This is a genomic window from Leeuwenhoekiella sp. ZYFB001, from assembly GCF_011784865.1.
Taxonomy (GTDB): domain Bacteria; phylum Bacteroidota; class Bacteroidia; order Flavobacteriales; family Flavobacteriaceae; genus Leeuwenhoekiella; species Leeuwenhoekiella palythoae.
The window spans coordinates 1,793,047-1,805,719 of sequence record NZ_CP050460.1; the positions used below are offsets into that span (position 1 = coordinate 1,793,047).

Below are 12,673 nucleotides of genomic sequence, written 5' to 3' on the forward strand. Positions count from 1 at the left end.
ATTTTTCATTGAGACACCACTAAAAACCACAGGTCATACTACTTGTGGTTTTTTTATTTTTCTTGCCGGCACTTGCGGCTTTGAATTTATATTTCTTTCTTACTTTTGAGGCCAAACAACAACCTGCCTATGTCTCAAAACAGATCATTACTCAACTATGCGGTAATTACATTAAAAGGCCTTGCGATGGGCGCTGCTGATGTAGTTCCTGGAGTTTCTGGTGGTACTATCGCATTTATTGCAGGTATTTATGAAGAATTAATTGCGACTATTGACAAGCTTGACACATCTTTCTTTAAAGTCTGGAAGAATGATGGAATTAAAGCGGCTGTAAATGCATACAATTTAAAGTTTCTTGGAGCACTTTTCTTCGGTGTTATTCTTAGCATTCTCTCTTTAGCTAAGCTTATTACGTATTTACTCGAAGAACATCCGTTGCTGTTATGGGGATTCTTTTTTGGTCTGATCGTAGCAAGTATCGTTTATATCGGAGCTCAAATCAAAAAATGGAATTTTGGTGTCATACTCTCAGGAGTAATTGGTATTGTGATCTCCTACTACATCACCATCGCCGAACCTTTAAGCACAGGTGCAAGTTACTGGTTTATTTTTCTTTCAGGCTTTGTAGCCATCATTGCGATGATTCTTCCAGGAATATCCGGTTCGTTTATTCTGTTACTTTTAGGCTCTTACAGCATTGTTTTAGGCACTGTGCGTAACTTTGTTGATGCGCTTCTTGCCTTTGATTTTTCTGCTTTAAAAGATGCAGCTTTAAAGCTCGTACTCTTTATGTTAGGTTGCGTGGTAGGCTTAAAGACATTCTCAAAAGTTCTCACCTATCTCTTTAAAAATTATCAAAATATGACGCTCGCTTTACTTACAGGTTTCATGGTTGGCGCGCTCAATAAAGTTTGGCCTTGGAAAGAGGTGCTTTCGTACCGCACCAATTCTGAAGGGCATCAAGTACCCTTAATTGAAAAAAGCATTTTGCCTCAGTATTTTGACGGCGACCCTAAAGTACTCTTGGTTTGCATCTTGGCTCTTATAGGGTTTTTGACTATTTTTCTACTTGAACGCTTTGCCAATTCTAAACAAGAAAATGGAATCTAAACATCGCTCCTTTCCTGATAAGGTTTGGCTGGTACTTAAAGGGCTTGCAATGGGCGCAGCCAATAAAGTGCCGGGCGTTTCCGGCGGTGTGGTCGCTTACGTTGCAGGCTTCTATGAAGAGTTTATTTATTCGCTTCAAAAAGTCAATAAAAATGCGTTTAAACTATTGCTTAATGGAAGGTTTAGAAGCTTTGTGCGCTATGTAAATGGCAGATTTCTATTTCTGCTGATTCTGGGAATGATCATTAGTTATTTTAGTGTGTCAAAACTTTTAGACATCGCTATTGACCACTACCCTTTGTACGTTTGGAGTGCTTTTTTTGGAATGATCATAGGTAGTATCTATTACATCGCTAAAGATTTTAATGACTGGTCCCAGCGCAATATCATTATCCTAGCCCTCGGAATTATCACAGGAATTCTTATCAGTTTACTTGAGCCTGCTACACAAAACGACAATCTGATCTTTGTATTTTTCTGTGGAATTATTGGCGTTTCGGGAATGACATTGCCGGGATTATCGGGTTCTTTCATTTTGATCCTATTGGGTAACTACGTGTTGCTGTTAGTTGATTCGGTCAATGCACTTTACGACACACTGTCTGACCTCATTCAGGCTGATTTTTCATTTATTAACGATCCGCACCGTTTGCGCTTACTTCAAGTGATGGCGGTATTCACTTTAGGATCTGTAACCGGTCTTGTGACCTTATCTAACTTTTTAGGTTATTTGCTGAAGCATTATAAACATGCAACCAATGCAGCCATAATAGGTTTTATTGCCGGCTCTTTAGGGGTTGTTTGGCCTTGGAAAAATCCTGTTTTTGAGCGCAATGCACTCGGTGAAATCAATTATGATCGTGTAGGTGATCCTATTTTAACGAATTATGACCGATATTGGCCAGAAAGTTTTTCCGCAGAAAACATAATTGCAACGATATTCATACTTTTAGGAATCTTTAGTGTGGTAGCATTGGGTAAATACGGGGAAAAGACCCGTGTACAGTCTTAGGAAATACTCCATTTTTACAAGCACTAAAACCAACTAAATCATATAACCCCAACCAATTATGATTAAATTAGGCCTTATAGGTAAGAATATTGACTACTCCTTTTCAAGAAAATATTTTACCGAAAAGTTTGAAAGAGAAGCTATTGATGGATCATACGTTAACTTTGATTGCCAAAGCCCTGACGAAGTAAAACAGCTACTGGAGCGTACAGATTGCTCAGGATTCAATGTTACGATCCCTTACAAGGAAACGGTAATGCCCTACCTTGACGAACTCAATAAACACGCAAGTTCTATTGGCGCGATCAACACTATAAAACGGTTGAGCACCGGTAAGTTGAAAGGTTTCAACACAGATTATCTAGGATTTAGAAGATCTTTAAAGCCTTTTTTAGAGGAGCAAAATCATACGCACGCGCTTATTTTAGGAACCGGCGGCGCTTCAAAAGCCATCGCTTACGCCTTAGAATTAGAAGATATTTCATTTAAATTCGTTTCTCGAAACCCTGAGAAAGATCAGCTTGCGTATGACGCTTTAAATGGTGCAATTCTTTCAAAACATACGCTTATCATTAACACCACTCCGCTAGGAACGTATCCTAATATAACAGACTGTCCTAAAATCCCTTATCGCTTGCTGGGCAAATATCATTTGCTTTATGACTTGGTTTACAATCCGGTAGAAACGCAATTTTTAAAAAACGGAAAAGCCCAAGGCGCCCGCATTTCAAACGGTTATGAGATGCTTAAACTACAAGCCGAAGCAGCCTGGCAAATCTGGAATTGATCTAGCCTTCTCACATTGTGCTCTTGTTAATTGCTTTCTTAGTAGTATCTTTAAATACTAATAAAGCACCTTAACATTGAAACAAATGTCAGAAGAAAAAAAAGCATCAGACAAAGACGAGAAGATTGATAACGATAAAGCACAGAATTCTAGTCAGATAGAATCTCAACAACCATCAGATAACTCAGAAACGCCTGCAAATCCTTCAGAACAACAGGATGAAGCACTTGTTACTGAATCTATAGACGTTATACAAAGCGCCAAGAATGAGGAACATGATGACGAAGAATTTGTTGCTGAAGAATCAGACGAAGATGAGGAGACTGATCCTAATGATCTGGATGCAGCTTTAAATGAAGATAGTGAGGACGAGAGCACTTCTGAACGTCATAATATTCCTAAAAAAGAATACGATAGCCTTAGTAAAGAAGAACTCATAAAAGAGTTCAAATACCTGCTTAATAATCATAAAATTCAAGCCATTAAAGAGCACGTGACTGAATTGCGTGCAGCGTTTATATCTCAGTTTGAAGAAGAGCAGGAAGAGGCTAAAGAAAAGTTTTTAGAAGAAGGCGGAAACATCATTGACTTCAGATATTACAGTCCGTTAAAGAAGGAATTCAACTCACTTTATTTTGAGTATCGTGAAAAGCGTAATAACTATTACAAAAATCTCAAAAAGGATCTTAATGCCAATCTAGAGACGCGCAATGCATTAATAGAAGAGCTTAAAGAACTTAAAAATGAGGTAGGTGGTGAAGATAGCATCAATACTACATTTGAGAAGTTTAAAGACATTCAGGAACGCTGGCGCAATGCCGGGAATATTCCGCGAGACCGTTATAACCTGGTATGGAACAACTACCACCATCATATCGAAAATTTTTATGATTTTCTGCATCTCAACAGAGAGTTTAGAGACAAAGATTTTAAAGAAAATCTTGACAAAAAACTGAAACTTATTGAGCAGGCCGAAGAACTTGCTAAAGAACCGGATGTAAATAGAGCATTTAAAGAATTACAAATGCTGCATAAAATCTGGAAAGAAGAAGTAGGACCGGTTTCTAAAGAATACCGTGAGGAAATCTGGGAAAAATTTAGTGCGGCTACGCGTAAAATTCACGATGCGCGTCAAGAATATTTCAAGAATATAGATAAGATCTACGAAGAAAATCTTGAGAAAAAACAGGAGGTTATTGCTAAGATCGAAGACATAGCGGCTAATCCGGCGACTGCGCACAGCGGCTGGCAGAAACAAATGAAAGAAGTAAATACCCTGCGTGAAGAGTTTTTCAAAATAGGTAAAGTTCCTAAAAAGGATAACGAACCTACGTGGAAGGCGTTCAAAAAAGCGACGCGTGAATTCAATCATAATAAAAACGGATTCTATAAAAACCAGAAGAAGCAGCAGTATGAAAACCTGCAGAAAAAGCTAGAACTGGTTCAGATCGCTGAAGACAATAAGGACAATGAAGACATTAAAGTCACTATTGATCTTATGAAACGTATTCAAGCCGATTGGAAAAAAATTGGCCACGTTCCTCGTAAAGACAGCGATAAAATCTGGAAACGCTTTAAAAAGGCTTGTAATCATTTCTTTGACCGCTTACACGCAGAGAAAAAAGAAATCCTTGAAGAAGAGAAAGGAAACCTTGAAGAGAAAAATGCATTACTCGATAAGGTTAAAGCAATTGAACTCAGCGGTAGTCACGAAGATGATCTAAAAACCATTAAAAGTATCATTAAAGAATGGAAAGATACCGGTCGTGTACCTCATTCTAAAAAGAGTATTGAGCAAGACTTTAATAAAGTACTCGACGGTTTGTTTAAAAAATTAGATCTAGGTAAAAAAGAATCTGAACTTATTAAATATGAAAATCGGGTTGCGGCTATTGCCGATGAGGATAGTAATCAAGCGCTTAATAAAGAGCATTATTTCATCACTAAGAAAATAGATGAAATCAAAGCCGAAATCAATCAGCTTGAAAATAACTCAGGATTTTTTCAGCACGTTGCAGATGATAATCCATTAGTACGTGATGTTCATAAAAACATCGCTGATCACAAGAAAAACCTAGAAATATGGAAAGCTAAACTGGCTAAACTTAAATCTTTATACTAGTTATTGGATTTAGAAGTTTTAAAGCTTTCGATTCAAAAGATTACTTATTATCATAAAAAAAAGCACAGCTCTTACAGCTGTGCTTTTGATTTTTAAAACGTTTCAGTTCTTTAGTCTTTATAAAGATATAAAGAAGATACACCTGATAGTGTTGTTGCAGAATTAGGAGCAACATTACCTCCTGCCGACGAAGAAACATTTCCGTAGGTAAGGATTTGTCCGCCTCCGTTTGCTAATTCAGCTACGTAAACCGCATCGGTTTCTGCATCATAAACCACATTGACCGGATTCCCCATAAGTGTTGCATCACCTTCATATCTAACCTGATCAGTAACTGCTAAAGTTCCACCGTTATCAACCGCATCAAATTTAGAATCAAAATTAGTGATCACGTGAAATGCACCATCTACAGCAAAGTCTCCTCCTGAAGCTGCTGCAATATCAGTCATAATCATAGTTCCACCATCATAATCAAGTCCGTGTGTACGCACAATACCTTCAACCGTAATGCGCTTAGAAGCTGCAACAGTCGCATCTGTTGTGTTAGTAGATGCAAAGTTTGTAAATACCGCAAGATCACTACTGCTATCTACCACAGCATAAAGATCGTTACCAACAAACTCAATACCCCAAACTGCAAAATCAACAGTAACTGTATTTCTTAAAGTAAAAGAATCTCCATCTTTTTCAAAAACGAAAAATCTTCCGTTAGCATTGGCATTATCAGAAACAACATAGATATTTCCATTAACGGCTAAATCTCTAGGGCTTTGTAAAACAGTAGGTCCCATAATATCTACATCAAGACTAATAGTAGCCTCAATAATATCACTTACACTCAAATAAGATTGAAGTGACGTTTGTGTCGCGCCACGTGCTGCAATAGTAAAACTATCATCATCCGGACTGTAATAAATTCCTTCTGCATCTGCTGAAGCTGTTCCGTAAGTAGTAATTTCTCCTCTAAGAAGGTCGTATTTAGTTACGCTGCCATCTGTATGACTCGTTGCATATAAGTCTGCTGTTCCATTAATTTCGTTACCTGCATCATCCGTGTCATCATCACAAGAAGTTAAAGCTAATAATCCGATAGCTCCAACATAAATAAATTTAGAAATGTTCATAAATTGAATTTTAGTTAAAATTGTTTTGTTCCTCCTAAGAAACGCAAAACAGCTTGTTCTAGTTCTTAAAGATTTATCAACGCTATTAACACAAAATCATATTGGATTAGAATTCAATGTTTTACATCTTTTAGGTTATGAAGAATTAACGAAGGTTTAGCAGGGCTTTAGCACAAATTAAGAAGCTGCACTTTTGCCAAAAATTGCTAAAAACTTTAAAATCGTCTTAATTAACTGCGCTCAGGAAACTTGCCTTCAACGTTTTTGAAGAATAGTTGGAGTTGGCGCAAGTCGCGCTCGCAATCTCCGGTAGGATAAAATGGTCGCCCAATGCGATGTTCCTTCTTACCAAAATCCATTGTAATAGGAAGAATAGGCACTTGAGCTTTTAAAGCGATATAGTAAAATCCCGTTTTCCAATGGTCCACTTTCTTACGCGTACCTTCAGGCGAAAGAGCAAGTCTAAATGTATCGTGATCCTCAAACATTCGAGCAATACGATCTACTTTATTTTCGCTTTTAAAGCGATCTAAAGGAATTCCGCCAACTTTTCTGAAGTACCAGCCAAAAGGCCACTTGAACAATTCTTTTTTACCTAAAAAATTAATTTGAACATTGATGACGCTTCTGAACAAAAGTCCCATATAGAAGTCGTGCCAACTCGTGTGTGGAGCGGCAATGACAACCATTTTTTTGACCTCAGAAGGAAATGTGCCGTTAATTTTCCAACCTAAGGCTGTGTAGATAAAAAGTGCGAGTTTTCGCATTATGCTTGCTGCTTTTCTAGGATTGCGCGTGCTTCTTCTAAATCCTGAGGTGTATCAATACCAATAGCCGGTGAGTGTGACAACACCATTTTTATGCGTTTACCATATTCTAAATAACGTATAGCTTCAATTTTTTCTGAAGCTTCAAGCATACGCATCGGCAACTTTTCAAAGTCGAGCACAGCTTGCTTTCTAAAGGCATAAATACCTTTATGCTTAAAATACGTTACATCAACATCCCTATCACGACGAAAAGGTATCGCTGCACGCGAAAAATACAATGCAAAATCAGCTTGATCTACAATCACCTTTACATTGTTAGGATTTTCAATATCTTCAATTTTAGTAATAGGAGTCATCAAAGAAGCTAAGTCAATTTGCGCTGCATCTTCCTCATAAAACACTTGCAACACATTGCGCATATCTTCAACATTAGTAAATGGCTCATCTCCTTGTACATTCACAACAATATCAATATCTAGATCAGCAACAGCCTCAGCAATACGATCGCTCCCGCAGCTGTGTTCTTTGACGCTCATAATTGCCTGACCTCCGGCACTTACTATTGTATCATAAATGACCATACTGTCGGTTACTACATAAACCGTATCGAAAAGCTCTGTGTTTACGGCCGCTTCATAGGTGCGTAGAATTACCGGTTTTCCGCCGAGATCCTTCATTAATTTCCCCGGAAATCTAGATGCTTCATAGCGCGCAGGGATCATCGCAATAGTCTTTAATCGTTGAGTCATTGTAGCGAATTCTTTTTTAGCTTTCGTTTTTGATACCATTTATAGATTCGGTAGCCTAACAGAAGTACCAAAACGCCTGCAAGAATAGGAATAAAAATGGCAACTATGGAAAATATCGTGGATACTATAGCCTCTAAGGTTGCAAAAACCGAATTAGCAATTCCTAGTGTAGTTGCACTCGAAGTCGCTCTTAGTGCAGCGGTTGATCCTGCTATAAGCCCGGCAGTTCCTCCACCCCCAATGATTGCCAGCGACCAGGAAACCCACGGGCCGTAATCTCCTAAACTTACAAAAAACAAAATAGTGCCTGCAACCGCTGCGAGTGGAACAGCAATGGTATCAAGTGCATTATCAAACCATGGAATGTAATATGCTAGAATTTCAAAAACCGAAGCCACACCGAGCAGAACTAAAGTCTGCCAATTGCCCAACCACTCCCAAGTACTCAACTGGATCACATCAAAATAAGCCGCCATACTTAGCGCCAGCAGCGGCAAAAATATTCTAAAGCCTGAAGCAGCCGCCAACCCAATTCCTAAACAAATACTTATAGCAAGTTCCACATCTCTTAATTTTCGATAAACATATCGTCTTTAAAACCTATAAGATACAGCTTTTTGCGCGCACGTGTAACGGCGGTATACAGCCAACGCAGATAATCTTTATCCATTCCGTTAGGAAGATATGGCTGTTCTACCATAATCGTTTCCCACTGACCACCTTGTGATTTATGACATGTAATCGCATAGGAGAATTTGACCTGAAGGGCGTTAAAAAATTTGTTGTTCTTAACCTTCATAAACTTCTTGTACTTTGAAGTCTCATCGGCATAATCTTTCATCACTTCCTGATATAACGTATTGCCTTCTTCATAGGATAAAGAAGGTGTTTCTGAAGTTAAGGTGTCAAGCAATAAAACAGTTTCAAAAGGCGCCAAGTTAGGATAATCTGTCATTTGAATTTTTACTTCCGCAAAGCGGAAACCGTACAACTCCTTTATACTGAAAATCTCAAGAATTTCAATAATATCTCCGTTGGCGATAAACCCGGCTTCACTTTTAGTATCTAACCAAAAATAATTATTCTTCACCACCATAAAATAATCTCCGGCACTCACCTCTTCTTCTTTAAAAAGTATGCGGGAGCGAATTTGCTGGTTATAAAGATTTGCGCGCTTGTTTGAGCGTACAATAATAGCGGTCCCCTCATTGCCGTATTCTCTGTAAGAATCGCCTAAGGCATCCATAATTTCGTGGCCATCTATTAGGCGTATCACATCATCTTGGCCGCTCAGATCAAATTTAAAATCTTCGTAGAGTTCGTCATTTAAGAATTCTCTGATCCTAGTCGCATTTTTAAGAATTCCACTCGTTTCGGCTTGTCGCATAACTTCATCGAGTTCTATGCTTTTTACCGTTTTATCAAACTGCATTTGAAGATTGCGCGCATCAAGCGCCGGGCTTAAATCCATTTTTACGGGTGGAAGCTGTGCTTGATCTCCTATTAGAAGTAATTTGCATTTATGACCACTATATACATATGACATCAAATCATCAAGCAGCGAGCCGTTTTCAAATAATTTAGATTCTGCTGCATTATCAGATATCATTGAAGCTTCATCAACAATAAAAATTGTATTGCGATGCTTATTGCGTTGTAACGTAAAAGAGACTCCGCCTCCCCGCTCCTTTTTAGGATAATATATTTTTCTATGAATGGTATGCGCGGGTTTGTCACTGTAGTTAGAAATGACTTTCGCCGCCCTTCCTGTAGGTGCTAACTGCACCGATGACATTTTAATTTTCCACAAGTTTTTAACAATGGTACCAATCACGGTAGTTTTTCCGGTACCGGCAAAGCCTTTTAAAACGTAAATAGAATTGTTTTTAGGCTCGAAAATAAAGTCGCTAAGTTGTTGTAATAGAATATCTTGTTTCTGGGTTGGCGTAAAAGGAAAATCTTTAAGTAAAAGCTTATAAAATGCGTGCTGATCCAGCTCCATAAATAATTATTGAAAGTGTAAAGATACTAATGAATTTAAGGGGATATTCTTTAACGATTAAAAAAAAATTGTAGATTTGCTTATAACCTTAATTAAAATCTAAAACCACACATCGAATGAAAATAGTAATTCAGTTAGTACTTTGGGTTGTTATCGGAGTATTAGGATATTTACTTTTTAACGCTGTTTACGGCGAAGTAAAATTTAATGACCTTAAAGTTGTACGTTATCAAAAAGCCGTTAACAAACTAAAGGAAATTCAAAAATCTCAAATGGCTTACAAACAGATAACCGGAAAGTTTGCAGAAGATTTTGATCAATTAATTGCATTTATTGATACAGCCGAATTTGTACTTACTGAACGCCGTGATACTTTAGTATTAGATGAAGAAGCGACACGTCGTTACCGAGTTGATACTAACAAGGAGATTACTATTATTGATACGTTAGGATTCCGTTCTGTTAAAGATTCTCTTTTTCAAGGGACTGATCGTTACAAAACTATGATGAATGTTCCTGCTCCAGTAGCTGATGCTAAATTTGAAATGGAAGCCGGGACTATATTAAAGAGTGATGTGCCAATCCCGGTATTTGAAGCAAAAGTTTCTAAAGATATTTTGTTGGCTGATCAACCAAAAGATTATGTTGCTAAAGAAAAGCAAGTGGTTTCTGTTGAAGGAGTAAATGGAGCTTATCTTACTGTAGGTTCTATGACTGAAGTTAAAACAGCCGGTAACTGGCCTAAGAGTTACGGAGATGCAGAGGACTAAAAATCTGGAAAATCCAGAAAATCTTATAGTATCCATCCAGGTTAGCCTGGATGGATTTTCTTTTTATATCAAAAATAAAGAGCATCAATGTGTTGAAGCAAAAAGCATTGCATTTGCGCGATCACTTTCTCCTGAGAAAGCCTTAAGTGAAATTAAAAAGATCATTGAGGCAACTCCTAATCTTCAACAGAATTTTGAAGAAGTAGTTGTGGTTTACGTCAACGAACTTTTTACAGTAGTTCCACAGGCACTTTTTGACGAAAAACATCTCACCGATTATTTAAAATTCAATACTAAGATTTTAAAAACCGATTTCATCGTATACGACGAGCTCGAGGCCTTAGAATTGGTAAATATCTACGTGCCTTACGCAAATATCAATAATTTCTTTTTTGATCATTTTGGAACGTTTACTTACTTCCACAGTCAGTCAATACTACTAAACAACATTCTTGCAGTAGCATCAACACAAACTGCCGAAGTTTTTGTTCACGTTAGACCGCATACACTTTCGGTTATTGCTTATCAAGAGAAAAAACTATTATTGAGCAATCAGTTTAACTTTGATACACCTCAGGATTTTGTTTATTATATTTTGTTCTGTTACGAGCAACTTCAATTAAATCCTGAAATTCACCCGTTGGTCTTAAGCGGAGCTATTACTAAAGAGGATGCCAACTATGAGTACATCTACCAATATGTGAGAGAAGTTCGTCTTGTTCCTCCTGAAACTACTACTCCCGAAGAACTTAAAAACACGATTCTAAATTACCCATTGAGCTTATGAGAATAATCAGCGGAAGTTATAAGGGCAGACGTATACTTGCTCCAAAAAAATTACCAGTAAGGCCTACAACTGATATGGCCAAAGAATCGCTGTTTAATATTCTACGCAATAGATATACTTTTAGTACAGTTTCGGTACTTGATTTGTTTTCCGGCACCGGAAATATAAGCTACGAATTTGCATCCAGAGGTAGTGAAAATATCACAGCAGTTGATGCCAACGCTTCTTGTGCGCGCTTTATTCAGCAAACCTCAGACGACTTAGAGATGCAGATCAATGTCATAAAATCTGATGTTTACAGCTATCTGGCAAGAGGTGCTGCAAACTATGATATCATATTTGCAGATCCACCTTATGACTTTGAAACCTCTGAATTTTTAAAGATCGTTGACTTGGTTTTAGAAAACGAGCTACTTACTGATGATGGCACCTTAATCATAGAACATAGCAAGCATACAGATTTACAAGAACATTCTAATTGTTTTGAGACGCGTAAGTATGGGGGTAGTGTTTTTAGTTTTTTCAATAGAAATTCATAATACACTGATTTTTAGTATTTTTACTAAAAATCAATCCCAACTTGAAACCTCTTAAAATCATAAAACTCAACTTTTGTGTTTTAAGATTTTACGATCATTTTGTCATTTCAGAGATACTTGATGGCGTAAATCTCACGCAGGAACACATAGCACAAGCTCACGAAATTATCACTGATTTTTTTGGGCCTGCTACCTATTACGGCTATATATCGTTACGGATTAATGATTACAGTGTGAATCCTACAGATTATTTATCCTGCCCTTTCTATGATTATATTGCAGGAATGGCTGTGGTAAGTAATAGAGCGATAAAACGAGAAGCTGCTCAATTTGAAAAAGCCTTTTTTAAAAAACCTCTTGAAGTTTTTTTCACTTTAGAAGAAGCAATAGATTGGATTAAAAGGCTACCAAAGACCGATCTAAATAAAAAAGCAGACCTATAAGCCGGGTTCTGTAATTACAAAAATGTAATCCCTTATCATTTATCTAGACAAACAATTACTTGTTTGCTCAATCTGTCTACCCTCCGGCATCGCACGGGACGCACTTCATTGCCGGTATACATGACATTGCACCACATAGAGTTTACCTGATTTCACTACAGCATGATCTGTACATTCTTTCTGTTGCACTGGTCCTAATACTCTAGAAACCTAAAGTATTGACGGCTGTTAGCCGCTATGTTTCCCTATGGTGTCCGGACTTTCCTCTCGTTTGCACGAGCGATAAGGCGGTCTGCTTGCCGCAAAAGTACGTTTTTAAACTTAGCCATTCAGCGTGTTCATAATCTTATTAAATGTAAAAATTGTTGATAACATCATAGCAAAAATCAGCGCTATTGGGTGCCTATTGATATAGCTCTTTTTATATTTGTTTCCGTAAGAAATTATAGCGATTTCTA

General features: G+C 37.6%; 12 protein-coding genes and 1 other RNA gene. 7 read left to right on the forward strand and 6 right to left on the reverse strand.

Translation table 11 applies throughout. The features are described 5' to 3' along the window. The first annotated feature begins 129 nt into the window (after positions 1-129). The 4 genes from HCN54_RS07870 to HCN54_RS07885 all read left to right on the forward strand — a co-directional run bounded on the left by HCN54_RS07870 (position 130) and on the right by HCN54_RS07885 (position 5,031). Entirely contained in the window at positions 130-1,110 is a 981-nt protein-coding gene (locus tag HCN54_RS07870; protein WP_167597267.1) for a DUF368 domain-containing protein, read from the forward strand. Further along, the gene (locus HCN54_RS07875; RefSeq protein ID WP_072979288.1) at positions 1,100-2,122 is read left to right on the forward strand and encodes a DUF368 domain-containing protein; all 1,023 of its coding nucleotides are present in this window, start codon (positions 1,100-1,102) and stop codon (positions 2,120-2,122) included. The genes HCN54_RS07870 and HCN54_RS07875 overlap by 11 nt, the downstream gene beginning before the upstream one ends. A gap of 58 nt (positions 2,123-2,180) precedes the next feature. Further along, positions 2,181-2,909, forward strand: a complete 729-nt coding sequence (locus tag HCN54_RS07880; protein WP_167597268.1) for a shikimate dehydrogenase family protein — start codon at positions 2,181-2,183, stop codon at positions 2,907-2,909. 85 nt (positions 2,910-2,994) lie between these two features. After that, positions 2,995-5,031 (forward strand): DUF349 domain-containing protein, encoded by a 2,037-nt coding sequence (locus HCN54_RS07885; RefSeq protein ID WP_167597269.1) that lies wholly within the window; start codon positions 2,995-2,997, stop codon positions 5,029-5,031. Between the two features lie 110 nt (positions 5,032-5,141). Here HCN54_RS07885 and HCN54_RS07890 read toward each other — a convergent pair whose 3' ends face one another. The 5 genes from HCN54_RS07890 to HCN54_RS07910 form a co-directional block, all read right to left on the reverse strand. Next, complete coding sequence (locus tag HCN54_RS07890) at positions 5,142-6,155, reverse strand: hypothetical protein (RefSeq protein ID WP_167597270.1); 1,014 nt, start codon at positions 6,153-6,155, stop codon at positions 5,142-5,144. Between the two features lie 230 nt (positions 6,156-6,385). After that, on the reverse strand, positions 6,386-6,922 hold the full coding sequence (locus tag HCN54_RS07895; RefSeq protein ID WP_167597271.1) for a 1-acyl-sn-glycerol-3-phosphate acyltransferase: 537 nt from the start codon (positions 6,920-6,922) through the stop codon (positions 6,386-6,388). After that, positions 6,922-7,674 carry a 3-deoxy-manno-octulosonate cytidylyltransferase gene (kdsB, locus tag HCN54_RS07900; protein ID WP_167597272.1) on the reverse strand — a complete coding sequence of 251 codons (753 nt, stop codon included), beginning with the start codon at positions 7,672-7,674 and terminating at the stop codon, positions 6,922-6,924. Before kdsB ends, HCN54_RS07895 begins: the two co-directional genes overlap by 1 nt. Beyond that, positions 7,671-8,237: a DUF4126 domain-containing protein gene (locus HCN54_RS07905; RefSeq protein ID WP_167597273.1), complete on the reverse strand. Its 567-nt coding sequence runs from the start codon at positions 8,235-8,237 to the stop codon at positions 7,671-7,673. Before HCN54_RS07905 ends, kdsB begins: the two co-directional genes overlap by 4 nt. Before the next feature lie 5 nt (positions 8,238-8,242). Then, positions 8,243-9,676 (reverse strand): ATP-dependent RecD-like DNA helicase, encoded by a 1,434-nt coding sequence (locus HCN54_RS07910; protein ID WP_167597274.1) that lies wholly within the window; start codon positions 9,674-9,676, stop codon positions 8,243-8,245. Positions 9,677-9,792: 116 nt separating this feature from the next. Between HCN54_RS07910 and HCN54_RS07915 the strand changes: the two genes are divergently transcribed. The 3 genes from HCN54_RS07915 to rsmD are packed head-to-tail and all read left to right on the forward strand — an operon-like array spanning position 9,793 to position 11,772. Further along, entirely contained in the window at positions 9,793-10,446 is a 654-nt protein-coding gene (locus HCN54_RS07915) for a hypothetical protein (protein ID WP_072979304.1), read from the forward strand. Then, positions 10,433-11,233 (forward strand): DUF3822 family protein, encoded by an 801-nt coding sequence (locus tag HCN54_RS07920; protein ID WP_167597275.1) that lies wholly within the window; start codon positions 10,433-10,435, stop codon positions 11,231-11,233. Before HCN54_RS07915 ends, HCN54_RS07920 begins: the two co-directional genes overlap by 14 nt. Next, a complete protein-coding gene (rsmD, locus tag HCN54_RS07925) occupies positions 11,230-11,772 on the forward strand; it encodes a 16S rRNA (guanine(966)-N(2))-methyltransferase RsmD (protein ID WP_167597276.1) in 543 nt (180 codons plus the stop codon). Before HCN54_RS07920 ends, rsmD begins: the two co-directional genes overlap by 4 nt. 424 nt (positions 11,773-12,196) lie before the next feature. On the opposite strand, the gene rnpB is transcribed toward rsmD, so the two are convergent. Next, positions 12,197-12,514, reverse strand: an RNA gene (gene rnpB / locus HCN54_RS07930) — RNase P RNA component class A. Positions 12,515-12,673 lie beyond the last annotated feature (159 nt).

Bases quoted from the DNA above. Each gene is read 5' to 3' on its own strand.
- HCN54_RS07910 (WP_167597274.1), bottom strand. From the start codon at position 9,676: ATGGAGCTGGATCAGCACGCATTTTATAAGCTTTTACTTAAAGATTTT.
- HCN54_RS07895 (WP_167597271.1), bottom strand. From the start codon at position 6,922: ATGCGAAAACTCGCACTTTTTATCTACACAGCCTTAGGTTGGAAAATT.
- HCN54_RS07870 (WP_167597267.1), top strand. From the start codon at position 130: ATGTCTCAAAACAGATCATTACTCAACTATGCGGTAATTACATTAAAA.
- HCN54_RS07890 (WP_167597270.1), bottom strand. From the start codon at position 6,155: ATGAACATTTCTAAATTTATTTATGTTGGAGCTATCGGATTATTAGCT.
- HCN54_RS07885 (WP_167597269.1), top strand. From the start codon at position 2,995: ATGTCAGAAGAAAAAAAAGCATCAGACAAAGACGAGAAGATTGATAAC.
- HCN54_RS07880 (WP_167597268.1), top strand. From the start codon at position 2,181: ATGATTAAATTAGGCCTTATAGGTAAGAATATTGACTACTCCTTTTCA.
- HCN54_RS07875 (WP_072979288.1), top strand. From the start codon at position 1,100: ATGGAATCTAAACATCGCTCCTTTCCTGATAAGGTTTGGCTGGTACTT.
- kdsB (WP_167597272.1), bottom strand. From the start codon at position 7,674: ATGACTCAACGATTAAAGACTATTGCGATGATCCCTGCGCGCTATGAA.
- HCN54_RS07920 (WP_167597275.1), top strand. From the start codon at position 10,433: ATGCAGAGGACTAAAAATCTGGAAAATCCAGAAAATCTTATAGTATCC.
- rsmD (WP_167597276.1), top strand. From the start codon at position 11,230: ATGAGAATAATCAGCGGAAGTTATAAGGGCAGACGTATACTTGCTCCA.
- HCN54_RS07915 (WP_072979304.1), top strand. From the start codon at position 9,793: ATGAAAATAGTAATTCAGTTAGTACTTTGGGTTGTTATCGGAGTATTA.